23 protein-coding genes are annotated in these 25,288 nt (G+C 57.7%); 9 read left to right on the top strand and 14 right to left on the bottom strand.

From position 1 onward, the window contains the following. The first annotated feature begins 10 nt into the window (after positions 1-10). Positions 11-904 (top strand): LysR family transcriptional regulator, encoded by an 894-nt coding sequence (locus tag LT85_RS01205; RefSeq protein WP_038484291.1) that lies wholly within the window; start codon positions 11-13, stop codon positions 902-904. Between the two features lie 53 nt (positions 905-957). Here the strand turns inward: LT85_RS01205 and LT85_RS25750 are convergent, their stop codons facing one another. The 4 genes from LT85_RS25750 to LT85_RS01185 form a co-directional block, all read right to left on the bottom strand. After that, positions 958-1,362, bottom strand: a complete 405-nt coding sequence (locus tag LT85_RS25750) for a GFA family protein (RefSeq protein WP_081991901.1) — start codon at positions 1,360-1,362, stop codon at positions 958-960. A gap of 128 nt (positions 1,363-1,490) precedes the next feature. Continuing rightward, positions 1,491-1,865, bottom strand: coding sequence for a VOC family protein (locus LT85_RS01195; protein WP_038484285.1), 375 nt, complete (start codon positions 1,863-1,865; stop codon positions 1,491-1,493). Between the two features lie 147 nt (positions 1,866-2,012). Continuing rightward, positions 2,013-2,858: a helix-turn-helix domain-containing protein gene (locus LT85_RS01190; protein ID WP_038484283.1), complete on the bottom strand. Its 846-nt coding sequence runs from the start codon at positions 2,856-2,858 to the stop codon at positions 2,013-2,015. Between the two features lie 37 nt (positions 2,859-2,895). After that, positions 2,896-3,453, bottom strand: a complete 558-nt coding sequence (locus LT85_RS01185; protein ID WP_038484280.1) for a carboxymuconolactone decarboxylase family protein — start codon at positions 3,451-3,453, stop codon at positions 2,896-2,898. Positions 3,454-4,192: 739 nt separating this feature from the next. Here LT85_RS01185 and LT85_RS01180 point away from each other — a divergent pair. Further along, positions 4,193-6,328 carry a carboxy terminal-processing peptidase gene (locus LT85_RS01180; RefSeq protein ID WP_038484277.1) on the top strand — a complete coding sequence of 712 codons (2,136 nt, stop codon included), beginning with the start codon at positions 4,193-4,195 and terminating at the stop codon, positions 6,326-6,328. Between the two features lie 133 nt (positions 6,329-6,461). After that, entirely contained in the window at positions 6,462-6,944 is a 483-nt protein-coding gene (locus tag LT85_RS01175; RefSeq protein ID WP_038484275.1) for a GNAT family N-acetyltransferase, read from the top strand. A gap of 26 nt (positions 6,945-6,970) precedes the next feature. Here LT85_RS01175 and LT85_RS01170 read toward each other — a convergent pair whose 3' ends face one another. Beyond that, positions 6,971-7,852, bottom strand: a complete 882-nt coding sequence (locus LT85_RS01170) for a LysR family transcriptional regulator (protein ID WP_038484272.1) — start codon at positions 7,850-7,852, stop codon at positions 6,971-6,973. Between the two features lie 99 nt (positions 7,853-7,951). Between LT85_RS01170 and LT85_RS01165 the strand changes: the two genes are divergently transcribed. After that, a complete protein-coding gene (locus LT85_RS01165) occupies positions 7,952-8,968 on the top strand; it encodes an SMP-30/gluconolactonase/LRE family protein (protein WP_253273638.1) in 1,017 nt (338 codons plus the stop codon). Positions 8,969-9,030: 62 nt separating this feature from the next. Here LT85_RS01165 and LT85_RS01160 read toward each other — a convergent pair whose 3' ends face one another. From LT85_RS01160 to LT85_RS01140, 5 genes are all read right to left on the bottom strand, one after another. Then, positions 9,031-10,629, bottom strand: coding sequence for a GMC family oxidoreductase (locus LT85_RS01160; protein WP_038484269.1), 1,599 nt, complete (start codon positions 10,627-10,629; stop codon positions 9,031-9,033). Next, positions 10,626-11,177 carry a sugar dehydrogenase complex small subunit gene (locus LT85_RS01155; RefSeq protein WP_052134488.1) on the bottom strand — a complete coding sequence of 184 codons (552 nt, stop codon included), beginning with the start codon at positions 11,175-11,177 and terminating at the stop codon, positions 10,626-10,628. Before LT85_RS01155 ends, LT85_RS01160 begins: the two co-directional genes overlap by 4 nt. Before the next feature lie 136 nt (positions 11,178-11,313). After that, entirely contained in the window at positions 11,314-12,411 is a 1,098-nt protein-coding gene (locus LT85_RS01150; protein ID WP_081991899.1) for a lactonase family protein, read from the bottom strand. 54 nt (positions 12,412-12,465) lie between these two features. Beyond that, complete coding sequence (gene garD / locus LT85_RS01145) at positions 12,466-14,055, bottom strand: galactarate dehydratase (RefSeq protein ID WP_038484266.1); 1,590 nt, start codon at positions 14,053-14,055, stop codon at positions 12,466-12,468. After that, entirely contained in the window at positions 14,052-15,401 is a 1,350-nt protein-coding gene (locus tag LT85_RS01140) for an MFS transporter (RefSeq protein WP_052135461.1), read from the bottom strand. The genes garD and LT85_RS01140 overlap by 4 nt, the downstream gene beginning before the upstream one ends. Before the next feature lie 251 nt (positions 15,402-15,652). Between LT85_RS01140 and LT85_RS01135 the strand changes: the two genes are divergently transcribed. From LT85_RS01135 to LT85_RS01115, 4 genes are all read left to right on the top strand, one after another. Further along, the gene (locus tag LT85_RS01135; RefSeq protein ID WP_038484264.1) at positions 15,653-16,411 is read left to right on the top strand and encodes a FadR/GntR family transcriptional regulator; all 759 of its coding nucleotides are present in this window, start codon (positions 15,653-15,655) and stop codon (positions 16,409-16,411) included. A gap of 264 nt (positions 16,412-16,675) precedes the next feature. Next, positions 16,676-17,587 (top strand): 5-dehydro-4-deoxyglucarate dehydratase, encoded by a 912-nt coding sequence (gene kdgD, locus LT85_RS01130; RefSeq protein ID WP_038484261.1) that lies wholly within the window; start codon positions 16,676-16,678, stop codon positions 17,585-17,587. Positions 17,588-18,139: 552 nt separating this feature from the next. Further along, positions 18,140-19,717: an aldehyde dehydrogenase (NADP(+)) gene (locus tag LT85_RS01120; protein ID WP_038484255.1), complete on the top strand. Its 1,578-nt coding sequence runs from the start codon at positions 18,140-18,142 to the stop codon at positions 19,715-19,717. 122 nt (positions 19,718-19,839) lie between these two features. Next, on the top strand, positions 19,840-20,292 hold the full coding sequence (locus LT85_RS01115; protein WP_038484252.1) for a nuclear transport factor 2 family protein: 453 nt from the start codon (positions 19,840-19,842) through the stop codon (positions 20,290-20,292). Between the two features lie 590 nt (positions 20,293-20,882). On the opposite strand, the gene LT85_RS01110 is transcribed toward LT85_RS01115, so the two are convergent. Further along, positions 20,883-21,665: a hypothetical protein gene (locus LT85_RS01110; RefSeq protein ID WP_038484249.1), complete on the bottom strand. Its 783-nt coding sequence runs from the start codon at positions 21,663-21,665 to the stop codon at positions 20,883-20,885. 817 nt (positions 21,666-22,482) lie between these two features. On the opposite strand from LT85_RS01110, the gene LT85_RS26315 reads away from it, so the two are divergent. Continuing rightward, complete coding sequence (locus LT85_RS26315; RefSeq protein ID WP_156117390.1) at positions 22,483-22,785, top strand: hypothetical protein; 303 nt, start codon at positions 22,483-22,485, stop codon at positions 22,783-22,785. A gap of 288 nt (positions 22,786-23,073) precedes the next feature. Here LT85_RS26315 and LT85_RS01105 read toward each other — a convergent pair whose 3' ends face one another. The 3 genes from LT85_RS01105 to LT85_RS01095 all read right to left on the bottom strand — a co-directional run bounded on the left by LT85_RS01105 (position 23,074) and on the right by LT85_RS01095 (position 25,242). After that, complete coding sequence (locus LT85_RS01105) at positions 23,074-23,583, bottom strand: DUF2199 domain-containing protein (protein WP_038494664.1); 510 nt, start codon at positions 23,581-23,583, stop codon at positions 23,074-23,076. A gap of 125 nt (positions 23,584-23,708) precedes the next feature. Then, a complete protein-coding gene (locus tag LT85_RS25130) occupies positions 23,709-24,092 on the bottom strand; it encodes a hypothetical protein (RefSeq protein WP_156117389.1) in 384 nt (127 codons plus the stop codon). 19 nt (positions 24,093-24,111) lie between these two features. Next, complete coding sequence (locus LT85_RS01095; protein WP_038494656.1) at positions 24,112-25,242, bottom strand: sterol desaturase family protein; 1,131 nt, start codon at positions 25,240-25,242, stop codon at positions 24,112-24,114. Positions 25,243-25,288: the final 46 nt, after the last annotated feature.

Raw genomic sequence — 25,288 nt, 5'->3', positions numbered from 1 at the left:
AGCAATGGGAATGGAACTGCTTGCCAATATGGAATTATTTGTGGCGGTGGCGAAAGCCAAGGGGTTCCGGCGCGCCGCCGAGATACTGGACATGCCGAATTCAACCTTATCGCGCCGCATCGCCGATCTGGAACGGCTGGTCGGCGTACGCCTGTTTCACCGCACCACGCGCAAGGTCGAACTGACCGAGGCGGGGCAAGCGTATTTCAGACGCTGCGAAGGCATCGTCGCCGAAGCGCATGTTGCACACGAAGCGTTGCTGGAAGGCGCAGAACAGCCTGGCGGCGTTTTGCGGGTGTCTATGCCGGTCGATCTGGCGCTTTCCTATCTGGCGCCGGCGATCAAGGAATTCGGCGAGCGCTACCCGCTCATCGATTTCGAACTCGACCTGACGCCACGCCGCATCGATCTGGTGGCCGACGGTTTCGATTGCGCCATCCGGATGGGCGAGCCGGTAGCGATGCCGGCTTCGCTGATCGCCAAGCCGATCGGCCTGCTGCCGCGCCACCTGTGTGCATCAAGCACCTATCTCGCCGGCGCGCCGCCACTGCGCCATCCGCGCGACCTGGCGCAGCACCAATGCCTGCTGATCCAGACACCGCTTAGGCAGCAAGCCCAGTGGAAGTTGATATCGGAGACCGAGACGGTCACCATCGCCGTCAAGGGGCGCTACGCGATGAACAACGTGGGGCTGTCAAGAACGATGGCGATTCTCGGCATGGGCATCGCGGTCTCTGCCGGACGCGAGACGCCGGAAGACATCGCCGCCGGCCTGCAGTGCGCGCTGCCGGACTGGCGCTTCGCGTCCATCCCTGTGTACGCCATCATCGAATCGCGGTTGATACCTTCGCGCGTACGGCTGTTTATCAATCACATCAGCGAAAGCCTGGCGGCTCATGCCTAGCAAGCGACTGCAAATGCCTATTGATTCAACCGATGGCCCTAGGAAAATCCGGATCAACCGGGATCTTTCTCGTAGATCCGGGTAGCGGGAGGAAGCTGAACCCAAGGGTGTCTGCGGCAGTCGTAGACCGAGACTGTCGGCGCCGGGAAGTCTGGATCTGCGAACGCACCCACGGCGACGCTAACCGAGCCCTCATAACCGACTTCCGTATGAAAGACCGTCGTGCCGCAGACTGGGCAAAACCGGAACACGAACTGCGCGCCCTGGTCTCCGGTGCGCAAGTATTCCGTAGCGACGCCGGTGACACGGTACGGCGCGGCGAAACCGGCCAGTGCAGCGAAGACGCTACCGGTTCTGCGCTGGCACGCCAGGCAATTGCAGATACCGACGCCACGCGGTTCGCCGTCGACGTCGATACTAAGCTGGCCACACGAGCAGGAAGCGGTTCGGGATGTCATGAAGTGCTCCTTATGAAGGATCTTGCAACGTCCAACGTTGAAAGTATCAGTCACGCGCGCCGTGTTTAACGGACGGTGCTGTTTGAGCTACAACTTATCTGATAGCGTGCGTCGGGTCAAATGAAAGGTCAGGCTTCGGGTTTCTGGCAAACGACTTCGATATTGTGGCCGTCCGGACCAATGACGAAAGCCGCATAGTAGTTCGCGTTGTAGTTCGGGCGCAGGCCAGGCGCACCATTGTCTTTGCCCCCGGCCTCCAGAGCCGCGCGGTAGAAAGCCTCGACTTGCTGGCGATTCTCCGCAGTGAACGCCAGATGGAGATGCGCCGGCTTCTCCTCGGTCTGGAACAGGCACAATGAAACCTTACCGTCTGAGCTAAGCTCGACACCGTAGGTCGGCGGCCCCTCCGAGACAACAGCTACCCCAAGCGGTTCGAGTGCCTTGAGGAAGAACGCTTTGCTCGCGGCATAATCACTGACTCCAAATTTAACGTGGTCAAACATGCGCTCTCCTAAAGTATGTGGGCCTGCAAAAACCTAAGGTCAGGTTTTGCAATGATACATTCTCGAAATACGAAATTGAAAGAGCCGTCCAGACACACGCGATTTCATAGGTCATTGCAATACCTGCCCCCGATCTCCGTAAGCTGCTCAGCGTTCCTCTGAATGCGCTGCGAACAATTGCTGGTGGCGTGCTTCCGTGGCGTCATCGGCGGGAAACATGCATTCCAGGCGCAGCTCCTGCGCGGCAACGGTTTGCGGCGTTCCAATGCTCGTCACCATCGAAAAGTAGCGGAGAACTACGCCCTCGCTGACGAAACCCAGCGGAATGACCGGCATGGTGGGCGTGGCGGACGGCGCATGATGTGCATTCCAGTCGCGCGGCACATCAGGATACGCAAGCAGTTCGTCGAGCAGACGCGTGGTGTCGGCGTCGATCACGCGACCAACCGATTCGCGATACACCCGTTGCAACAAGCTGCGGGAAGCGTTGTCCCAATCGGCCACGAACGGACGCATGCCCTGCGGATCGAAGATCAGATGCAGCATGTTGCGTGGTCCCTTGCGTGCACCCATGTCAATGAAGTGGTTAAAAAATCGCGGCGCGGCGTCGTTGGTCATCAGCACGTTCCAGTGACGATCCATCACGATGGCCGGAAACGGCTCGTGCTGGCGCACGACCCGCTCAAGCGCGCGGGTGACGCTGTGCATCTCTTGCGCGTTCCACGCTGCTTCCGAATAAACGGGCGCGTAGCCAGCGGCGAGCAGCAGTGCATTGCGCTCGCGCAGCGGCACCTCGAGCGTCTGCGCCAAGGTCAGGACCGTATGCCGGCCCGGTACGCTGCGTCCGCTTTCAATGAAGCTGATCTGACGCTGCGAGACACCGGCCTCGAGCGACAGATCGAGCTGGCTCACGCCACGCACGTCCCGCCAATAGCGCAATAAATCGCCAAGTTCACTCGGCGGCATTTTCGGATCGGGACTGGTGACGTTCATCGGTTTTCCCTAGTCGAGGCGGATGAATATAGCAGACTCACGGTGCGGGCGCATGCCAGGCAAACTCCTCGAACGGTGCTTCGAGCACCGGCCGGGTAACTCTGGCGGTGTAATTCGTAATGGTTGATGCGGCAACCACCGCAATCACTTCGAGTATCTGCTCCGAGCTGAACCCCGCTTCGCAGAAACGTCGCTGGTCAGATTCAGTGAGACGGCCACGCCCTTCGATCAGCGTGCGCGCCAGCGTTGACAACGCAGCCAGTGTGGCATCGCCAGGCAGGCCGCCGTGCCGGATTGCGTCGACATCGGCGGGACGCACGCCCTCCTTCAACGTGAGCGCAGTGTGAAACGCGACCGGCCACTCGCTCGCGTTAGTTACCGCATTGGTCAACAGCAAGGTCTGGATCTGCTGCTCCGTCAGACTACTCGCATGCACCCGTTCAAACAGGCCGATGAAGCCATTGATCAGCACCGGCGAAGCGGCCATCGCGGCCGCGATGTTCGGGATCATGCCGAACGTTCGTTGCAGTTGCTGGAGCACTGGCTTCGATTGCAATGGGGCGGACTCGATCGTGTGAAGGGGATAGGTAAACATGGCAACTCCTTGGCGGTGAACGCCACCGGACTGGTGGCGAAAGCCAAATGGTAGAGGCGGCTGCGCTGTCCGCCAATTACATCGAATGTAATCGCCGTGCGTCAGATTGATCGCCGACCGCAGTGCTGGCCTGAAGCGCTGCCACATCAAAACCAGTGATTGGCCTGCTTCAGGTCATTACGCAACTCTTTAAAACAATGGTCAGTCCACTTGCTATTTTGGCATAACGGAACAGGAACTTGTGTACGGCAAGTCGATAACGGCTCGCACTGAAAAACCTTCCGGCAAGACCTCAGTCGTATCAAAGGGAACGGATACCCTGAAAGTTGATGCAGACGAAATAGTGCAGCTCGTCACACTATATGCACGCTCAACCATTGCCGGACGCCAAATCATTATGGCTGCGGCTATCCGGGCGGAAGCAATGTCGGCCAACCGAAAAAGACGCTGGCAGTTACCTGCCTGTCGTCAAACCCCAGTTTCCCTATGGAAAAGCGTACAAACCGGCATGCCTTCGTGGAAACGCCGGATTTAAGCAAGTCTTAAGCAAAGCCAAGTAGAATTAGTCAAATTGAACGCGTGTTACCTATGCCAGTCAAATTGCACAGGGCATGCGCCAAATTTGCGGAAAGTCGTTTTTTACGATCGAAACTAAAAACAATGCTGTTTTTGCTCCCGTTTTGCTCCTGTTTTGTTCCTCTTTCGCTCCAATTTGCACGAACATCGAATCGAAGGTTATATGCGCCTAAAAAATAGTCTGCTTTGTATCTTGTTGGCATTGTCCACCGCTGCCCATGCGTTGGAGTCGGGACCACCGCCGGTCCTGGCGCCATTGCAGCAGCAAGCGCAGGCAGCCCACCTGAGCGCACAGTTCCTGACCCGCTTCCACTACAAACCGGTGAAGCTGGATGATGCGCTCGCGGGCAAGGTCGTCACCCGCTACATCAAGTTGCTGGATCCGGAAAAATTCTTTTTCGTGCAGTCGGACATCGACCAGTTCACCGCGCAAAGCAGCAAGCTGGACGACGCCATCTATAAAGAAGATCTCAGCCTCCCTTTCGATATTTTCAATCTGTACCAGCAACGTATCGTTGAGCGCCTGACGTATTCAAAGGAACTGCTGAAGCAGGGTTTCGACTTCAGCCAGAAAGAAGATTTTGCCTACGTGCGCGACAAGGAGCCGTGGCCGAAAACCGAGGTGGAAAGCCGCGACCTCTGGCGCAAGCGCGTCAAGAACGACTGGCTGCGCCTGAAACTGGCTGGCAAGAAGGATCCGGCGATCCGCGATACGCTCAGCAAACGCTATGACAATTCGCTGGCGCGCGCCTACAAATACAAAAGCGATGACGTGTTCCAGATCTTCATGAACGCTTATGCGACATCGATCGAACCGCATACCGACTACCTGGGCACCACAGCCGCTGCCGATTTCGATATCGCCATGAAGCTGTCGCTGGTCGGCATCGGCGCCGTGCTGCAGGAAAGGGATGAGTACACCACCATCCGTGAACTGGTATCGGGCGGTCCGGCCCAATTGTCCGGCAAGATCGCCGTTGGCGACCGCATCGTCGGCGTGGCGCAAGGCGACAAGGGTGTCATGACGGAAGTGGTCGGCATGCGCATCGACGACGTAGTCAAACTAATCCGCGGCGCCAAGGATTCGGTGGTGAAGCTGGACATCTTGCCAGCCGATGCCGGTCCGGATGGCAAGCACAAGCTGATCAGCCTGGTGCGCAACAAGATCAGCCTGGAACAGCAGGCCGCCAAGAAAACCATCATCACCACCAAGAACGGCGACACCACGCGCAAGGTCGGCGTGATCACTTTGCCCGCCTTCTATGAAGACTTCGATGCGCGCGGCAAGGGCGACAAGAACTACCGCAGCGCCAGCCGCGATGTAGCAGTCTTGCTGAACGATCTGAAGAAGGAAAAAGTCGACAGCGTGCTGATCGACCTGCGCAACAACGGCGGCGGTTCGCTGACTGAAGCGGTCGATCTGACCGGCCTGTTTGTCGGCAAGGGACCCATCGTCCAGCAACGCAACGCCCGTGGCGACGTCAATGTGGAAGGCGACGACCGCACCGTGCCGGTCTGGACCGGCCCGCTGGGCGTCCTGATCAATCGCGGTTCGGCATCGGCTTCGGAAATCTTCGCGGCAGCGATCCAGGATTACGGCCGCGGCGTGATCATCGGCGAAGGCAGCTTTGGCAAGGGCACCGTGCAAACCATGGTCAACCTGGACCAGCTGGCGCACAACGACAAGCCGAAATTCGGCGAGTTGAAGATGACCATCGCCCAGTTCTTCCGCATCAACGGCGGTACGACGCAACTGCGCGGCGTTACGCCGGATGTCGCTTTGCCGGGCTTCTCGGACACCGAGAATTTCGGCGAGTCCAGCTACGACAACGCGCTGCCATGGTCGCAAGTCAAGCCGGCTGAATACGTGCAGCGGGGCGACGTGAAAGACATGATTCCGGTGCTGCAGAGCCGGCATGAAGCGCGGGTGGACAAAGACAAGGATTTCCAGCGCTTTGTGGAAGATGTCAACGAGATCAACACGCAGCGCAAGAAACGCTCGATCTCGCTCAATGAAGCCGACCGGCGCGCCGAAATGGCCCAGCAGGAAGCACGCCAGAAGGCGCGCAAGGCCAGCGATATCGGCAACAAGGATGCACTCGACGCCGACACCCAGGACGACGGCCTGCAAGCGAATGAACGCAGTCTCAGCGCCGATCTGGCGGCAGAGAAAAAGCAGAAGAGCGCAAAAGACGTGCTGTTGAATGAAGCCGCCTACATTCTGGGCGACGAGTCGGATCTGATCAAGAGCAATCCCAAGTTCGCGGCGCAGCAACCGGCCACCACAACAGAGAAATAAGCAGCCAAATGACAGCGAGCCGCCCGGTTCGCTGTCATCCCCTCCCAAGCTCGCAATAAAAGCAGTCAGCTTCTACCGCGGTCCCCTGTGTCGGAAGCATCGAATGACAGCGTTCTCCTCTGGATCGCCAACAATGATAGCCATCTGCACCTACTCGGAACGGTATCGCGACGGTGTCGCCAATCTGATCCTGCCGATTCAGCAGGAAGAATTCGGCGTCCCCATTACTTTGCAAGACCAGCCCGATCTGCTCGACATTCCCAATTTCTATCAAAGCGGCCACGGTAACTTCTGGCTGGCGCTGGCCGGTGAAGAAGTGGTCGGCAGCATCTCTCTACGGGATATCGGCAATGGCCAGGGCGCGCTGCGCAAGATGTTCGTGCAGGTGCCGTTTCGCGGCCGCGAACACCAGGTAGCCCACCGCTTACTACAAACCCTGGTCGAATGGTCGAGGGAGCAGGGGTTGAAAGAAATCTATCTGGGAACGACCGCGGCCTTCCTGGCAGCCCATCGCTTCTATGAAAAGAACGGTTTTGCGGAAATTACGGCGGCGGAGCTGCCGCCGGCTTTCCCGCGCATGAAGCAGGACACCAGGTTCTACCGGCTCGGCTTGTAGCTGCAAGCGGTCGTCATCGTCTTGCCTTAGGCGAGCCGCTCCACCAGGAAATCGACAAATGTGCGCAGCTTGGCTGTCGGCCGCGAATCGCGGGTGCGGACCAGATGGATCGGCCGCGCCGGCAAGCTCCAGTCCGGCAGCAGGCGCACCAGTTGGCCCGACGCGATAGCCGCATCCAGCAGCACATCCGCCTGCACCACGACGCCGATGCCGCTCAGCGCAGCAGTCAGCAGAGCCTGGCCGTTGTTGCTGATGAATGATCCGCGCACCGGTACTTGCACCTCTTCCTGGTCTTGCGTGAAACGCCAGGAATGATCTTTTCCCCAGGACATGAAGCCGAGGCAATTGTGGCTTTCCAGTTCGGATGGATGCTGCGGCGCGCCGTGATGCTGCAGGTAAGCCGGGCTGGCCACGGCAAACATGCGCGACGACCGCAGCGGGCGCGCGATCAGGTTGGCGCCGTCCACCACGCCCGAACGCAACGCCACTTCAAAACCCTCTTCCACCATATCCACTACGCGGTCGTTGAGCACCAGTTCAACCTGCACCTCTGGAAACAAGGTCATGTATTCGCCGATCAGAGGCACCAGCCGATGTGCGCCGTAGGTGACCGGTGAAGTCATGCGCAGCTTGCCGCGCGGGACCGCGCGCAAGGCTTCGGCGACATAATCTGCGGCCTGCACGCTGCTCAGCACATCACGGCAGCGCTCCACATACACGCTACCGATTTCAGTCAGGCTGTGGCGGCGCGTAGTACGGTCCAGCAGGCGCGCGCCGAGATGGGTTTCCAGCGCCCGCACATGATTGGCGACCATCGTGGTCGACAGCGAAAACTCCTCCGCCACCGCGGCGAAGCTGCCTTTTTCCACCACACGAACGAAAACAGCCATGCTGGTTAATCGGTCCATTCAGAAGCCTGAGTGTTGAGTGATTAAAGTGTTGGCCAGTTTATCAAATTTTATGCCGGAGTGAGAATGGCTTCGCCTACCCAAAATATGGAGAAGAAAATGAAGCCAGATAGCCTGTTGCGTAGCGTTGCCTTATCTGCAATCTTATTAAGCACCTTGGTGTACGGCCAACAGCCGGCCCTCGCCGCAGGCGCTGCGGCCCCTCTGCCGACCCTGGCCTTGCCGGCAGACTGGTATCCGGAAAGCCTGGCGATCGGACCGGACGGCTCGTTTTATGTCGGCAGCTGGCATCAGGGTGCGATAGCGCGTGTGCGGCCCGATGGCAGCGCACCGGAAATCCTAGTGAAGCCCGGTTCTAACGGCCTGGCGAACGGCCAGGGCGTGCTGGTCGACGCCGCGCATCAGCTGTTGTGGGTCTGCTCTGGCAACTGGGGTTTCACCAGCGTGCCGTCCACACCGAGCGCCCTGAAAAGCTACGACCTCGCGAGCGGCGTGCCACGCGCCAGCTACCCGATGCCTGACAAAGGATATTGCAACGACCTGGCGCAAGACAGCCAAGGCACGCTGTATGTCACCGATTCCTTCCATCCACGCGTATTGCGTCTGTCGCTTGGGGCTGCGGCGCTGAGTATCTGGAAAGAAGATCCGCGCATGGGAGCGGGCAGCGACGGTCTCTTCCTGAACGGCATTGCGCTCGACGGCGACCACAAACTGTATGTGAGCCTGGTCAGCGCCGTACCTTATGTGTTACGAGTCGACGTCGAGGACAACGGCGCTGCCGGCGCGGTCAGCCGCATCGACATGCCACGGGTGCTGAAAAATGCCGACGCCATCCGTATCTATGCGCCGGACCGCATGGCGATCTTCGAGAGCAACGCCTTCGGCAAGACCGGCCCTTACGGCGGCCAGGTCAGCCTCGCCAGGATCAACGGCAACACTGCGACGCTGGACACGATCGTCAACGGGCTGAACGATCCGTCCTCCGGGGTGATTGTGGGAAATCGGGTGTACTTCATCGAGTCCAAATATGCGTTGCTGTTCCCGCACAAGGATCATCCTGAGGACATACCGGCGAATGTGCCGTTCGACCTGCAGTCGCGGGAGTTACCAAGATAAGCCCGCAATCGTCAACAACCTCCAGGCCCTTTTCCAGATTCAACTGGCAAAAGGGCCATCTTTCACAAGGCGGCCTTGATCAGGTCGGTACTACGCAACCCCAGCGCCACCGCAGTCAACGTGGAATTGACGGTGGCCGAGGTGGGCATGATGCCGGTGCCGGCGATGAACAGGTTGTCGTGGTCGTGGCTGCGGCCATGGCTGTCCACCACTGAATCGGCCGGGTTGCCGCCCATGCTCAGGGTGCCGGTGATATGCTGGTTGTTGCTGTACTTGCCTTCCTCGCTGTAGCGCAGATTGGTGCCACCCATCAGTTTGGCTATCTTGCCGTATTCGACTCTGGCGAGGGCCATGCCGCGATGGATATAGTCGTCCATCTGATAATGGATCTGCGGCGTCGGGATGCCCAAGGCATCTTTGCGTGAGCTCAGCACCACGCGGTTCTGCGGCAACGGCAATTGCTCCATGACGTTTTTTAGGCTGACCTGGCGCGCCGCCCGATGCCGCAGTTGCTGTTCCAGTTCTACTCCATACACGCCTTTGGCGATCAACTCTTGCGTTACAGCCAGCACCTGCGAGGCGTCGCTGATATCGATGCGGAACGCCGCATGTTCGCTGCGGAACGCGCCATCGCGCAAATGATTGATGGACGCCGGGCTCATCGGCCCGCGGCCGGGCCAGTTGGCTTCGTCCGTTTCAAAGGTGAGCTTGTTGCTGGGGTGATCCATCAAATGCTGACCTACCGTGCCTGAACTGTTCCCCAGCCCCTGCGGATACTTGTCGCTGGCGGACAGCAGCAACAGTTTCGGGCTTTCGATGCCATTGGCTGCAAGCACGAACACCTTGCCGGTGACGCGCGTGGATTTCTTGTCCGGATCATAGTAATGCACTGCGGCGATGCGGCCCTTCTCATCGTGCTCGATGCGATACACGACGGCGTTGGCGATCAGCTTGGCGCCGTCGGCTTCCGCCGCATCGACCGCGTTGCCGCCGTGATACTGGGCGCCGATAGGGCAGATCGGCATGCAGTTGTTGTTGCCCATGCAGGGCGGCCGGCCATCGTAGACCTGGCTGTTGCGCGCTACCGTGTTTTCGATCACTTCATAACCTGCCGGCGCCAGCCGTTCACGGAAGCGGCGCTGCGCCCAGGACTCCGCTACCGGCGGCATCGGAAACGGCGCGCTGCGCGGCGAACCGTTCTTGAGCGAACCGGAAACGCCCATCCTGGTTTCCGCCTCCAGGTAGAACGGCTCCAGCTCGTCGTAGGAAAGCGGCCAGTCGCGGCCGATGCCATAAAGCGTTTTCATGCGCAGGTCGTTGGGCAGCAAACGCCAGGCTTGCGCCGCCCAATGCCAGGTGGTGCCGCCGACCATGCGGATATATTCGGCGGGATAGGGATAAGGACCAGCCTGCACCAGATAGCCGTTATCGCTAGGTTTGTAGAGCGGATGCGGCGCCCAGGGTGAAAACGGATAGGGCGACATGAAATCGTCCTTGCGCGGAGAATTGCGGAAGTTGGCGACGATGGTGGCCCGGTCGGCTCTCGGCCCTGCCTCCAGCATCAGCACCGAAACGCCTTGCTTGGCCAGCTTCTGCGCAATCAATCCACCGACAATGCCGGAACCGATGACCACGACGTCGGCCGATATGTTGTCGCTCATGCTTTCTTCCTCGTTGTCTGCACTGGTTGCGCTGCCCATGAACCGTAAGCGCCGTAGGCATAGCTTGGCGGCCGCAGCTGATCGCTGACGGCAAGGTTCATCAAGGCTTCTTCATAGTCGATGCACTTGGCCTGCGCGCCGCTGCCGACCACGCCGACATACCAGCCCTGCAGGATGTTGCGCGGAAGCGCGGCGAATGCGGCTTGTTCGCTATCCAGCGCCGCCTGCAGGCCGGAGGCGTTCAACTTGCGCTCCGCGATGAATTTCTGCAGATCCAGTATTTTCCCGGCAAAGGCAGGATCGCCGGCGGCCAGCGCTTGATAAACACGCTCCGCCTGCGCCGGCGGTAATTTTGCATGGCCGGTCAGCATCAGGGATGTCTTCAGAAATGCTTCCTTGGCCGGTGTTTTGGCAGCGGCGGCTTGCGCCAGCAACGGCGCACCCAGCATCCAGGTGCACAAGGCAGCAACGCTGCCACCCATGAAAAAGCGGCGTTGCATGCGTACAGGCGGTTGGCTGCGGGTGATCTTGGCTAGCGGTGTCATCATGCTTGGCGTCTCCCAGGAGTGTGTTGTTTAGGACTTACGCAAAATTCCGCCAGCGGCGTTATGCCTCCTAGCTGTACCTTCGTACTATCTTCGTCGGCATGCCTTGCTGGCGAAATTTTGCGTAAGTCCTATTGTTTTATTGCAGATCGATGATCTCGACCCAGTTCGGGTTCTTGCCCATTTCATATTGATGCAACAGGTGCAGTTCGCCGCTCTTCTGGTCGATGGCATAGCTGCTCATGTGATTGGATTTTTGTCCGACCGCCAGCAGATAACGTCCGCTGGGATCGATATTGAATCCGCGCGGCTGGGTCTCCGTCGGGAAGCTGCCGACCAGGGTCAGCGCACCGCTATCAGGATCGACCGCGAATCCGCTGAGCGTGCTGGAGGTCCGCTCCGAGGCATACAGGAAGCGTCCGTCCGGCGTCAGGTGCAGATCCGCCGGCGCCAGCGCATCGCCCTTGAAACCTTTCGGCAGCAGCGAAACGGTGGACAACAATTTCAAGGTGCCGGCAGCGGCATCGTAAGCATAGGTATTCAGTGTGCCGTCCAGTTCGTTGGTGCAGTAGACGAAGCGTGCGTGGCGGTCGAACACAAAGTGACGCGGCCCGGCGCCGCTCCTGGTCTCGACATACGGCGGATCGTTGGGCGTCACCTGGCCGCTGTGTGCATCGAATTTGTATTGCAGGATGATGTCGCCGCCAAGATTGCTGGCGAACAGATGCGTATTCGCCGGGTCCGTTGCTATTGCATGCGCTTTTTCGCGCGTGGCGATGACGGTCTGCGCCGGCGCTTCCACCGCACCATCCTTGCCAATGCGGTTGATGGAAATCTTGTTACCGGTGTAGGACGCCGCCAGCAAGAATTTTCCGCTCTTGTCGGTCGAAAGATTGGCCATGTTGTCTGCCAGCGGCACGGTAGACAGCAAGTCTAGTTTGCCGCTTTGCCGGTTGATTGCAAAGCTGCTGACAGAATAGGGAAGCGAACGCAACGAGGCGTACAGGACATGGTGATCCGGACTGACAGCCAGCGGCATCACAGTGCCGCCGGTAGCTACCTGTTCCACCATCGTCGCGCTGCCGTCCGGCTGCAGTTCCATGACGTAGATATCGCGGCTGTCGGCATTCGACACGTACACCATGGTTTTGGCGAAGCTTGCCGACGCCAGCAGCAGGAAGCCCGCCAGGAAAACATATCGTGCATATCGTGGATATCGTGCTTTTTTCAGATGCATGCGGGTCCTCTTGTTTTTATGGGAAGCTTATGTAACGCGCAACCTCAACCGTCATCAGGTAATCGGCGCAGGATTGAACAGCGTCAACGCGTTATGCAATTTGTGATGTTCGGCCCAGGTTTGCTTGCGGCCGCTGGCGACATCCAGCATCAGATTGAACAGTTCCCAGCCGACGTCTTCGATGCTGGCTTCGCCGCTGGCGATGCGGCCGGCGTTGACGTCCATCAGGTCGTGCCAGCGGCGCGCCAGGTCGTTGCGCGTCGCCACCTTGATCACCGGTACCGCCGCCAGGCCGTAGGGAGTGCCGCGTCCGGTGGTAAAGACGTGCAGGTTCATGCCGGCCGCCAGTTGCAATGTGCCGCAGACAAAATCGCTGGCTGGTGTGGCGGCGTAGATCAAGCCTTTTTGTTTTACCTTGTCGCCAGGCGACAGCACGCCGGAAATAACGCTGCTGCCGGACTTGACGATCGAGCCCATGGCCTTCTCGACGATATTCGCCAGGCCGCCCTTTTTATTGCCCGGCGTGGTGTTGGCGCTGCGGTCGACGCCGCCGCGCGTCAGGTAATCGTCGTACCAGGCCATCTCGCGTATCATCGCTGCCGCTACCTCTGCATTGGCGGCGCGCGATGTCAGCTGGTCGATGCCGTCGCGCACTTCCGTGGTTTCGGAGAACATCACGGTGGCGCCGGCGCGCACCAGCAGATCGGTGGCATAGCCCACCGCCGGATTCGCAGTCACGCCGGAGAAGGCGTCGCTGCCGCCGCACTGGACGCCGACGGTGAGCTCGGATGCCGGACAGGTTTCGCGGCGACGCCGGTTCAATTCACCCAACTGCTCTTCCGCCGTCGCCATGATGTCGTCGATCATGGATTCAAACCCGACATGCTCCGCATCTTGCAGGCAGACCACGCGCAAGCCGTCTTCCTTGCCGCCGGTATTCTGGATCGGAATCGCGCCTTGCGGGAACAACCGGCCCGGTTGCAGTTTTTCGCAACCGAGGCTGACCACCATCGCCTGGCCGCCGAAGTTCGGATTCATGCTGATGTTGCGCAAAGTGCGAATCGGAATCTCGGCGCCCGGCGCATCGATCGCCACGCCGCAGCCATAGGTGTGTTCCAGGCCGATGACGTCGTCCACATGCGGATATTTCGGCAACAGTTCGGCCTTGATGCGCTTGACCGCATGTTCCACCACGCCGGATACGCATTGCACCGTAGTGCTGATCGCCAGGATATTGCGCGTGCCGACAGTGCCATCGGCATTGCGATAGCCTTCGAAGGTGTAGCCATCCAGCGGCTTCGCCATCGCAGGAACCCGCGTCGCAATCGGCAGGTTGGTGAGTTCACGCGCCGGTGGCATGCGCACCAGCGATTCCTCGATCCAGCTGCCTTGCAGAATGGCGCGCAAGGCAAAACCAATCGCTACGCCGTAACGGATAATAGCTTCGCCTTCGGCCAGATCGCGCAGCGCTACCTTGTGGCCTTGCGGGACTTTGTCGCGCAATACCAGGCCGCAAGGAAACACCGCCCCCGCCGGCAAGCCGCCGTCATTGACTACGATGGCGACGTTATCGTCATCCTGCATGCGGATATACAGCGGCTTGCCGGCTATCGCTTCTGCTGCTTCTGCTGATGTTGCGCTCATCTCGATTCCACTCCGGATAATTTCTTGTACGGTTGTGCTTCCTTGTCGAGCGGCTTGAGCACCACCCGCTTGATATCTTTCACGATCACCAGATAGCTGATCACCGCCACCAGCGCGTTGGCGCCGACATACACCAGCGCCCATTCGAAGTTACCGGTTTCCTTGATGATGTAGCCGATCACGATCGGCGCGGTGATCCCGGCGATGTTGCCGAACATGTTGAACAGGCTGCCAGTCAGGCCGATGATCTCTTTTGGCGAAGTATCCGCCACCACCGCCCAGCCCAGCGCGCCGACGCCTTTGCCAAAGAATGCCAGCGCCATGATGCCCACCACCATCCATTGGGTATCGACGTAGTTGCACAAGACCATGGTGGTCGACAGCAGCAGGCCGGCGACGATCGGGATCTTGCGTGCCCAGGTCAATGAAAAGCCGCGCTTGATCAGGCGGTCTGAAATCAGGCCGCCCAGCACGCCGCCAAGAAAGCCGCATACCGCCGGCAGCGAGGCGACGAAACCTGCTTTCAGGATCGACATGCCGCGCTCCTGCACCAGATAGATCGGGAACCAGGTCAGGAAGAAATAGGTAATCGTATTGATGCAGTACTGGCCCAGATAGACCCCGGCCAGCATGCGGTTGCTCAGCAGTTGCTTGAGATAGGCGAGTTTTGCGCCACGGTTGACCTTGGACTCGCCGCCATCGCCGCCGCTCAGGCCCTGGTCCATCTCGACCAGCCCGCCGCCATCACGGATATGCGCCAGTTCGGCGCTGCTCAGGCGCGGATGGTCTTTCGGGCTGTAGATCACGCGCAGCCAGATCATGCTGATGACCAGCCCGGTCCCGCCCATGACCACAAAGGTTTCTGACCAGCCATAAGCATGGGTGATCCACGCCATCAGCGGCGCAAACAGGACGGTGGCGAAATACTGCGCCGAATTGAAAATCGCCGACGCCATGCCGCGTTCGCTGGTCGGAAACCAGGCAGCGACAATGCGGCCATTGGCAGGAAACGACGGCGCTTCCGCCAGGCCGACCATGAAACGCAGCATAAACAGCGCCGGCACCGCCCACAGCGCGCCGAGAAAATGCACGCCGCCTTGCAACAGCGTAAACAAGGACCAGACAAAAATGCTGATGGCGTAGATTTTCTTGGAACCGTAGCGGTCCAGCAGCCAACCGCCTGGTAATTGGCCCAACACATAAGCCCAGCTGAAAGCCGAGAAGATGAACCCCATGGTGACCGCATCGAAGCCCAGTTCGCCCTTCATTGCGGTACCGGCAATGGAAAGAATGGCGCGGTCGGCGTAATTGAACGTGGTCACCGCAAACAGCATGAACAAGATCATGTAACGCACATTGCCGCGCCGGCCCTGCAACTGCGCCGGTGCGCCCGTTTTATCGATAGTCAACTACGTCTCCTGTCGTTGCCGGCGTTAAGGCCAGCGTTGGAATAGCTTCCAGGCACTATTTTTAGTGTTATGTGCTCATTTTTGTAGCATCAGCCGTTGAGTGTTATCAGTCATCCTACAACTTGATTCGTAGTATAATCAGCCAAAAATAATTTAGCAACTAGATTTACCAAACCGCGGCCCCGCCCATGAATACACCGCTCAATCTCTCGCTCGCCCCAAGCGCCCCGCGCAAAAAGCACCGCAACCTGGCCCAGAGCGTGGTCGCCAGCATCGCCGACAGCATTCGCGACGGCACCAGCAAACCCGGTGACAAGTTACCGACCGAGTCGGAACTGATGCGTACCCAGGGCGTCAGCCGCACGGTCATCCGCGAAGCGATTTCACACCTGCAAGCCTCCGGACTGGTAGAGACCCGGCACGGTATCGGCACCTTTGTACTTGCCGCCAGCAGCAGCGGTAATTTTGACATCGATCCGGAAACCGTGATCACCATGCGCGACATCCTGGCGATCCTGGAACTGCGCATCAGCCTCGAAGCCGAAGCCGCGGGGCTAGCGGCGGCGCGGCGCAACGAGGAACAACTGGCGCTGATGCGGCAGGCGCTGGACGCCTTCCAGAAGAGCGCGCACGAACATGGCGACTCAGTCGCCGCCGACGTGCAATTCCACCTGCACATCGCCCAAGCTACCGGCAACCGCTACTTTGTCGACATCCTGACCCAGCTCGGCACCACCATCATTCCACGCACCCGCATCAATTCGGCGCGGCTGGCGCATGACGATCCGGCCGCCTATCTCGACCGCGTGCACCGCGAGCATGAAGATATCTACAATGCCATTGTGCGCCAGGACCCCGAGACCGCCCGCGCCGCCATGCGCACCCACCTGAGCAACAGCCGCGAACGCTTGCGTAAAGTACAAGACAGCATGGCGCCGATGCCCTAAACCGCCCACCGCCCGCCGGCGCCCCAAGTTCCGGCGACAAATCTCTTTTCCGGCCGGCGCAATGCCGCCGGAACAACCGGCATCCTCCGCTCTGCGGCCTGCAATACCCCCACTTCCCGATTAAATCGATAACGACACATGCTTGCGTACTGCAAATCTTTGTTGTACGATGACTGATAACTTAAGTCGAAACGCCAAACGCCTCATGACAACAGCGAGCAGCGGCGTTCCGTTATCAACCGCAGCACTACCCATGACGAGACCATGAATCCTCAAGAACTCAAGCAAACACTGTCCTCCGGCCTGTTGTCCTTCCCGATTACCGACTTCGATGCGCAAGGCGACTTCCGCCCGAGCACCTACGCCGAGCGCCTGGAATGGCTGGCTCCCTACGGTGCGAGCGCCTTGTTCGTGGCAGGCGGCACTGGCGAATTTTTCTCGCTCACCACCTCTGAGTATTCCGACGTAGTACGGCTGGCGGTAGAAACCTGCCGCGGCAAAGTCCCGATCCTGGCCGGCGCCGGCGGCCCGACCCGCACCGCCATCGCATTTGCGCAAGAAGCCGAACGCCTAGGCGCACAAGGCATCCTGCTGATGCCCCACTACCTGACAGAAGCCTCGCAAGACGGTTTGCTGGCGCACGTGGAAGCGGTATGCAAATCGGTCAAATTCGGCGTCGTCGTCTACAACCGCGGCATCTGCCGCCTGAATGCCGATTCGATGGAAACCCTGGCTGCCCGCTGCCCCAACCTGATCGGTTTTAAAGACGGCATCGGCGACATCGAACTGATGGTCTCAATCCGCCGCCGCCTCGGCGATCGCCTGACCTACCTGGGCGGCTTGCCGACAGCCGAACTCTTTGCAGCCCCCTACAAAGCGCTAGGCGTACCAGTCTATTCATCGGCCGTATTCAATTTCCTGCCAAAACTGGCAATCGATTTCTACAACGCCATCAAAACCGACGACCACGCCACCACCGGCCGCCTGCTAGACAACTTCTTCCTGCCCTACCTGGCAATCCGCAACAAAAAAGCCGGCTACGCAGTAAGCATCGTCAAAGCCGGCGCCACCATCGTCGGCCACGACGGCGGCCCGGTACGCACACCGCTGATCGACCTGAACGCAGAAGAACGCGAACAACTGAAAACCCTGATCCTGGCGCAAGGACCGCAGTAATTACCAAGCAGCAGCGCAGCCCACGCAAAAAAACGCGGGGTTGCTGCTTTTGACGTTGAAGTTGCCGTTGTTTTTGAAGTTGAAGCTGCTTTTGAAGTTGCAGTTGCTCTTGAAGTTGCAGTTGCCGTTGCTCTTGAAGTTGCCGTTGCTGTTGAACTACCCCGCATTGAGAACTTGCCAAAAGAGGCGCGTGACTGTCGGGAATTGTGGGGCACATGTTTGAGCGCAGCGAGTTTGTGTCCCACCCGACTGGCACGCACCTCTTTTGGGGACCTGACCGAAGGGAAGGCAAGGGCTTTGCGGTCGCCTTCTTTTTGGTTACTTTTTCTTGGCGAAGCAAGAAAAAGTAACTAGCTGCCGGGCTACCCCCGGCAAGCATCCACGGAGTAGCAACCTTTTCAAGTAACGACGACCGAACATCCAAATACCAACGCACGTACTCCGTGGCCCGTTAAAAGGGGTCAGAGTAATTTTCGCAAAAACCGCGAAAAAAAACTCCGACCCCATTTAACTGCGTCCTCCCGAATTGACCAAAACACCAAGGACAGATAAATGAACATCACCGGCGAAATGCTAATCGGCCAATCCGCAATAAAAGGCCAAGAAGGCACATTCCAAGCCATCAACCCCGCCACCAACGAAAAAATCACCCCCGACTTCGGCGCAGGCACCCAAACAAACGTAGACCAAGCCTGCACCCTAGCCCAACAAGCCTTCGACACCTACCGCGAAACAACGCAAGAACAACGCGCCAGCTTCCTGGAAGAAATCGCCACCGGCATCCTGGCCCTAGGCCCGCAACTCATCGAACGCGCCACCCAGGAATCCGGCCTCCCAACCGCCCGCTTAGAAGGCGAGCGCGCCCGCACCGTCGGCCAGCTACGCCTGTTCGCCAAAGTCATCCGCGACGGCCACTACCTCAACGCCACCCTCGATTCCGCGCTGCCAGAACGCACCCCACCCCGCTCCGACCTGCGCCTGCGCAAGATCGCCCTCGGTCCGGTCGCCGTCTTCGGCGCCAGCAACTTCCCGCTAGCGTTCTCAGTCGCCGGCGGCGACACCGCAGCGGCGCTGGCCGCCGGTTGCCCGGTCGTCGTCAAAGCCCACAGCGCCCATCCCGGCACTTCCGAACTGGTCGGCCGCGTGATCCAGCAAGCCGTCGCCACCTGCAAACTGCCCGAAGGCGTGTTCTCCCTCATCATCGGCAATGGCAACGCAGTTGGACAAGCACTGGTCAGCCATCCCGCCATCAAGGCAGTCGGCTTCACCGGCTCACGCCAGGGCGGCCTGGCCCTGATGCGCGCCGCTGCACAGCGCCGTGAACCGATCCCGGTCTACGCAGAAATGAGCAGCATCAACCCGATGTTCCTGCTGCCAAACGCCCTGGCCGCGCGCGCCGCGCAAATCGGCAGCGCCTTCGTCGATTCGCTGACCATGGGCGTCGGCCAGTTCTGCACCAACCCCGGCCTGGTGATCGGCCTGGCAGGCGAACACCTGGCGCAGTTCCAGGAAGCCGCATCCAATGCATTGAAAGCCAAAGCCGCCGGCACCATGCTGACCCCCGGCATCCACAGCGCCTATGTCAGCGGCGTCGAACGCATGCGCGCCATTGCCGGCGTTGAGAGCGTCGGCCAAGGCCTGGCGGCAACCGGCCCATGCGCCGCACAGGCAGCATTGTTTGCCACCGACGCCGCAACCTTCCTGGCCAGCGAGCAACTGGAAGATGAAATCTTCGGCCCCAGCTCGCTGATCGTCGCCTGCAAGAATGAAGATGAAATGCGCGCCGTGGCAGAACACCTGGCCGGGCAATTAACGGCGACGCTGCAACTAGATGCAACCGACCATGCGCTGGCCAAAAAACTGCTGCCAACCCTTGAACGCAAGGCTGGCCGCATCCTGGTGAACGGCTTTCCGACCGGCGTCGAAGTGTCCTACGCGATGGTGCATGGCGGCCCGTTCCCGGCCACCTCCGACAGCCGCAGTACCTCGGTCGGCGCCAGCGCAATCGATCGCTTCCTGCGGCCGGTGTGCTATCAGGATCTGCCCGCCGACTTGCTGCCGGCGGCCCTGCAAGATGGCAATCCACTGGGCTTGTCGCGCCTGGTTGACGGTGCTTTGCTGGCGACTTAAACAAGCATGGCGATCGGTGGCGCGAAACCGCCGATTGCCATGCCGTTTTCAGAACGATCAAGTTCTGCCGACAGCTTGATGGCTGATAAGAAAAACGAATTGCCAATCCTCAGGAGACTTCAATGTTCAAAAAATGGATGATGTTATGCATCGCGATGGTTTGTTCCATGGCGATTGCACAAGGAGCGGCGGCCACGCCAGTAGATGAGCAGCAAGCGGTAGCGGATGTTGTCGAAACTTTGCGTGCAGCGATGAACCATCCCGGCGATGGCGCGACGTTGAAGTCGCTGGTGATGGATGAACTGAGCTATGGCCATTCAAATGGAAAGGTGCAGGACAAGACAGAATTCGTCGATGCCCTCGTCAGCGGAAAATCTGATTTTTCCAGTATCGCCTTGTCCGACCAAAGCATCCGAATCGTGCAGGACACGGCGGTGGTGCGGCACACCTTTGTCGCCGTTACCAATGATTCAGGAAAACCGGGAAATGTGTCGCTGAAGATTTTGATGGTTTGGAAGAAGCTTGATGGGCATTGGCGTTTGCTGGCGCGGCAGGCGGTGCGGTTTAGTGCGTAAGTTTGCTCCGTTTTTGGGAATTCTCTTAGCAGAGGCCGGATTTTTTGACAGCCCACAAACACACAAACCGCATCATGCGTCTTTTGTACGCATACCATTGCCCCTATGGATCGCGAGATCTAACCCTGAATTTGTGGCCCTTAACTTTACTTGCTCGATTGTCGCCGAGATCAGGGAAGTGGGATGTCGAAAGCACTCGCTACGACATCCACCAAGGAATCACGATGCGACCTCACCGCTCGTGGAATGGAATCAAGAAGCATACTCTAGGTGATGAAATAACTTTCAGCCAGCCTATTTAGCGCGTACCAAGAACATGAAACAATCGCCACTCTTTGGGTACACTAATTTTCCGCTTCTCCAGTGCTTGAAGCTCTTACAGCAAACCCAGCGAAACCCAGGGGGAGCCGGACGGTTGGATGCGACCATAAAGGCCTCCATAATCCAAGGACTCTTGACACCAGAGACCGATAGCACAATAATGCGCCTGCAATGTAATCGGGTCTTTCCCGGCCTCCCGTTGGACAGTCCATTTGTCCGGGGAGATTAAGGGCCAGCACAGCGCTAACTGTGCCGGCCCTTTTCCTTTCCTACTTACCATCTGTTTGCGGCACATCTTCATCGTCCGCCAAGTGGAAATCAATGTAAGCCTTAAGACGCTCCTTATCAGCCAAATAAAACGGAGTCGGAATCTCAAGAAATGCTCGCCTGCCGCCAGCCAATTTCACCGGTACTCGATCCATTCCCTCATCTAAATGGCTTCCACTAACACCGCTAAATTGATAACGCGGAAGCTCTTGCCCCACAGGCGCAACCTGGGGCCGTATATCGCCCCCCTCAGTCACGATATCCTCAGTCGTCTTCTCCACAACTGACTCGACTTGCCCCTTAGGCTGCCCAACTACGTCGTAATAACGAACAAATTCGACAGATCGCTTGAAAATTCCCACCACCGTATCCGCTGCTGCAGGATCAAAGCCCCTCTGAATGAGATCGAATTTCAAATTCCCATCCGATGGTAATCTATCAGCATATTTTTCCAATAGCTCCGCATACAGTGGCGGGCTTTTCAGAAAACCAATAAGCAACTCCTGCTTGTGAGCTGGATCAGGCGTGAACTGAAAATCTTCAAAGGTCTTAGAAACCATTAGCTGGCCGTCCCTAGGACGCTCTACAAGCCCCCAATACCGGATGGATGCCACCGCCTGCAATGCAGCACCATTCTTCCCGTTGTAGCCCAAATGCTTCATAACAACTTCGTTCGGTGCAGAGTGTCGACCTTCCGCTTGATACACTTTGAGGGCCCGCGCAAGAGCATCGTCCAATGGCATATTTGGCGAACGTGGATTTGGCTTCTTTTTGATTGCGACCATGACGTACTCCTTTACGAATAAGTCGCAGTGTACTTGCCACCCATATGTTTTGCAACGTTTTTTTAATACTTAATCTAAAAGTACATTTTTATTTCTAAGTAAAAATTAAGTCAAAACATTATAACTAATTGATTTTAAAGTTATTTTTGCATATTTATAATCATGAAAAATACTTCTAAATATACTTCCACCTATCCTATCAACGCGTTTTTAGATAAATTTATGTAGAAATACTTCAATATAAGTACTTTCACGAGGTGAAATTTTTTGAGAAAAATTGCTCTCATGAAAATATCCCACTAGACTGCCACCGCCACGGAACTGGCCATACGCATTCGGAACGAAAGAGACCGGGATCAAGCCATACAATGACGTATTCCATGAAATAAGTTGTGCCAAATATCGAGCCAGTATGAAGATTAAGATGCTTAAAAATGGAGCGATATGTCATTACAAGATCTGCCCTGAACTTGTACTCTTCCTCCTTCAGCTCCGAAATTTTCACCTATACGAATCTTCCGAATATCTCAGACTATTGATCCGAGTAGAATTGTCATAGCATTCATTAGCGTTTATAGTGACGCCGTCCCTGAAAAAGAAGGGGCCGGGTTGGGAAGCCCGAATACTCAAAAGCGCACAAGCCGCGTCATGCGGTTTTTTTTGTGCGAGCACCATTGCGCGTTCTCTATGGGCGGCGATGGTGGGGAGCCTTCGGGCTGCCGGTTTGCTTTTGGGTGCCGGTCTTCCTACCCTGCTATTTGCCGCCCTCCCGTTAGGAAGCGGGAAGCGGCTTAACTGCCACCCAAAGGAGTCCGCAATGACTAGCTTCCGCGCAGCAAAAGCATCATCCGCATCTGCCTCACCTCCGCCAAATCATCCCATTGATACGTTGACGTATCCGCCTGACGTCAGCAAGCAAAATCCCACACAAACCATCCCCGATCCAATGGCTACAGACGAAGCTAGCCGGCTCACAGCTTCCTTTTATCAGGAAGAAGATCCCGAGGTTTTGTGGATTCGTTTAGGTGGCAAGGGAATTGCGCGTGCAGGGATTTCGCCACACTCGCCGGTGGAAGTCAGAATTATGAAGGGCTGTCTTGTGATCACTAGCGACGGTTAAATCGACATCAGCCGCGAGATCGCGTCTGGTCTCGCGGCTAATTTGATCAAGCTAGACCCCGACTAAATCGACATCGCTCGGATGAGCCAGCACAACGCACCATTTACTGACGTCAATTGATCGAAGATGATTCAGCTCATACAAGCGAATTCAGTCTTGATCGAGCCCGAAACTTGCGAAGGGACTATATGGATTCTTGCCATCCTTATAGATCGGATAAACGATTTCGATATCTACCTCGGACTTTGTGCCTGGTTCTCTGACCGATGCGGCTGGCAACAATCGACTCTAGCCGTCATGTTGATGCATCATTAAAGAGTAGAGTTCCGCGACACGTGCTTCTGAAATTCCGCTCCGCTGTTCAACTGCGAGTGGGTGGATCGTAGGCTCTAACTCAATAAATGGGCGGACACCGTCATCTCGCAAATGAATTCTTGTTTTGAGATTCATCGTGTCTGGATAGGGCTTCAACCAAGCATCGAGCCAGCCGAACAAAGGCCCGATATGAGAACGCTCTGTTTCGTCAAAATACTTGGCCCATTCCATATAGTTAGTTTCACTCAGAGAGACCCATACGCCCCAGCTAAATGACTCAACTGCGCCCTTCACCGGTATTTCAATGCATCCAAGAACAAAGAAATACTTTTTGTCGATAACGCAGTCATCACTGCCAAGGACACAACGCTCCGCCCGTTCATTCTCAGGAACTGCGTAGTAACTTAACGGTGCATGAGCATCGAAATTCGGCATGCCTTCGTGAATTTCTTCACAGGATGTGCATTTGAAAGTAAACGACATTTTGGTACCTAAGGCTATGAAATGAATGAGAAACGGCCAACGCGTGCTGCCACGGAACGCCCAACGAGACAATGATAAGTCGTGCGATATCCGACAGTCCGCAGTTGCCGATAGCAGACTTTCCCCTATCCTCCATTTGTCTCACCAGTTGCAAACAACTCCAGATCACGAGCAACCCAGAAGCAGACATACGAAATCACGGCAGCAGAGATCGCCAACACATAAGCCAGCCGCTTGCCATGCCAAAGACTGGCCAGCCATTGATTGAAGCCGCCAATCAGCCTGCCTGATGTGCCGCCGTACATTTCCATATCCCGCAAATATGCCTTCGACTCACCGGCGGCGTAGGCGCTGCCGCCCACCACGTTGTAACCCAGGCCATGGTTGCCGCCATCCGCAGCGAAGTAATACACCACACCGGCGCTTAGCAAACCGACGATCAGAACAACCACGCTTGCCACGTAAAGATAGCGCGGCAGGTTTGCATTCTTGCTTTTCATATCTTCCACATCGGTTTTCTATGACGACTTAATCTATCTTCTGCTTGCGAAACGGAAAAGCCTGCTGCCGGATAAACCCATCCGGCATGTAATCGCCGACCACACCGTATTTCTCCGGAAACGCACGCCCCACCTTGACCGCAGTACCGAGAAAATAATCGATGAAGGCAAAGTGCGCGGCGTAGTTCTTGTCGATGGCTTCATCTTCCGACGAATGGTGCCAGTGATGGAAATCGGGCGTGACGAAAATATAGCGCAGCGGCCCCCATGGCAGGTGTACGTTGGAATGGTTGAACACTGCCTGGAAGCCGACGACGATGATGTAGGCGTTGACAACCGATTTGTCGAAGCCGAGTACGAACAGCGGGCCTAGCACCAGTACCCGGGTGCAGATCAGTTCGAGGATGTGCTGGCGCGAACCGGCCAGCCAGTCCATGGTCTTGACGCTGTGATGCACCGAGTGGAAGCGCCACAGGAAAGGAACCTCGTGATAGGCGCGATGGGCGCCGTATTCCATCAGGTCGGCGACCAGCATGCACAGCAGCAGTTGCGGAATGAAGCTGATGGCGGCGACGGTGTTCTGGAAATCTGCGTGCACCATCCAGCCGAATACGCGGTGGATCATGACGTTGACCACCAGCAGCGCCAAGCCGATGATGAAATGGTTGACGGCAAAATGCACCAGGTCGGTCTGCCACTCGAAACGGAAGATGGCTTGCTTGCGATAGAGCGGGAACAACTTTTCAATCAGCACAAAGATCAGGGTCGAGCCGAGCAGATCGATGATGAACCAGTCGAGGCCGATGTAGGGCGTGTGGTCAGGGAAATCGCCGACGGCGACCTTGGAGCCACCCCACGCCACCGCGACCAGCACCATCAGCAGCGCGGAAAAATTCAGGGAGCGGTGGCGGCCGAACAGGATGTTCGCCAGCGACAGGATACCGGCGACCAGCAATGCGCCGAACAGTATCTGACGCATCAGGCTGACGGAATAGACGTGGCGCAGCTCAGGTGTGGTCAGGTATTGCGGGTAGTGGAACGCCAGCACGCCGAGCAGGCTGAGGAAGCCGAGGCTGAGTGCGATCACGCTGGTGATGATGCCGGAGCCGGGTTGCAGTTCACCGCTTTGCTGCAGGATGCTGGCGGTATCTTCCACCATGGCGCTGGTCAGGCTGGCAATATTGGGCGACTTGGCGCGCCCCGCA

Origin of the sequence: Collimonas arenae, from assembly GCF_000786695.1 — a bacterium.
Classification (GTDB): domain Bacteria; phylum Pseudomonadota; class Gammaproteobacteria; order Burkholderiales; family Burkholderiaceae_D; genus Collimonas; species Collimonas arenae_A.
Note: the sequence above shows the minus strand (reverse complement) of the source record. Positions and strands in the feature narration are given on the sequence as shown.

Coding starts and splice junctions, on each gene's coding strand:
- LT85_RS01205 (WP_038484291.1), top strand. CDS start 11: ATGGAACTGCTTGCCAATATGGAATTATTTGTGGCGGTGGCGAAAGCC.
- LT85_RS25750 (WP_081991901.1), bottom strand. CDS start 1,362: ATGACATCCCGAACCGCTTCCTGCTCGTGTGGCCAGCTTAGTATCGAC.
- LT85_RS01195 (WP_038484285.1), bottom strand. CDS start 1,865: ATGTTTGACCACGTTAAATTTGGAGTCAGTGATTATGCCGCGAGCAAA.
- LT85_RS01190 (WP_038484283.1), bottom strand. CDS start 2,858: ATGAACGTCACCAGTCCCGATCCGAAAATGCCGCCGAGTGAACTTGGC.
- LT85_RS01185 (WP_038484280.1), bottom strand. CDS start 3,453: ATGTTTACCTATCCCCTTCACACGATCGAGTCCGCCCCATTGCAATCG.
- LT85_RS01180 (WP_038484277.1), top strand. CDS start 4,193: ATGCGCCTAAAAAATAGTCTGCTTTGTATCTTGTTGGCATTGTCCACC.
- LT85_RS01175 (WP_038484275.1), top strand. CDS start 6,462: ATGATAGCCATCTGCACCTACTCGGAACGGTATCGCGACGGTGTCGCC.
- LT85_RS01170 (WP_038484272.1), bottom strand. CDS start 7,852: ATGGACCGATTAACCAGCATGGCTGTTTTCGTTCGTGTGGTGGAAAAA.
- LT85_RS01165 (WP_253273638.1), top strand. CDS start 7,952: ATGAAGCCAGATAGCCTGTTGCGTAGCGTTGCCTTATCTGCAATCTTA.
- LT85_RS01160 (WP_038484269.1), bottom strand. CDS start 10,629: ATGAGCGACAACATATCGGCCGACGTCGTGGTCATCGGTTCCGGCATT.
- LT85_RS01155 (WP_052134488.1), bottom strand. CDS start 11,177: ATGATGACACCGCTAGCCAAGATCACCCGCAGCCAACCGCCTGTACGC.
- LT85_RS01150 (WP_081991899.1), bottom strand. CDS start 12,411: ATGCATCTGAAAAAAGCACGATATCCACGATATGCACGATATGTTTTC.
- garD (WP_038484266.1), bottom strand. CDS start 14,055: ATGAGCGCAACATCAGCAGAAGCAGCAGAAGCGATAGCCGGCAAGCCG.
- LT85_RS01140 (WP_052135461.1), bottom strand. CDS start 15,401: ATGATCTTGTTCATGCTGTTTGCGGTGACCACGTTCAATTACGCCGAC.
- LT85_RS01135 (WP_038484264.1), top strand. CDS start 15,653: ATGAATACACCGCTCAATCTCTCGCTCGCCCCAAGCGCCCCGCGCAAA.
- kdgD (WP_038484261.1), top strand. CDS start 16,676: ATGAATCCTCAAGAACTCAAGCAAACACTGTCCTCCGGCCTGTTGTCC.
- LT85_RS01120 (WP_038484255.1), top strand. CDS start 18,140: ATGAACATCACCGGCGAAATGCTAATCGGCCAATCCGCAATAAAAGGC.
- LT85_RS01115 (WP_038484252.1), top strand. CDS start 19,840: ATGTTCAAAAAATGGATGATGTTATGCATCGCGATGGTTTGTTCCATG.
- LT85_RS01110 (WP_038484249.1), bottom strand. CDS start 21,665: ATGGTCGCAATCAAAAAGAAGCCAAATCCACGTTCGCCAAATATGCCA.
- LT85_RS26315 (WP_156117390.1), top strand. CDS start 22,483: ATGACTAGCTTCCGCGCAGCAAAAGCATCATCCGCATCTGCCTCACCT.
- LT85_RS01105 (WP_038494664.1), bottom strand. CDS start 23,583: ATGTCGTTTACTTTCAAATGCACATCCTGTGAAGAAATTCACGAAGGC.
- LT85_RS01095 (WP_038494656.1), bottom strand. CDS start 25,242: ATGGTGGAAGATACCGCCAGCATCCTGCAGCAAAGCGGTGAACTGCAA.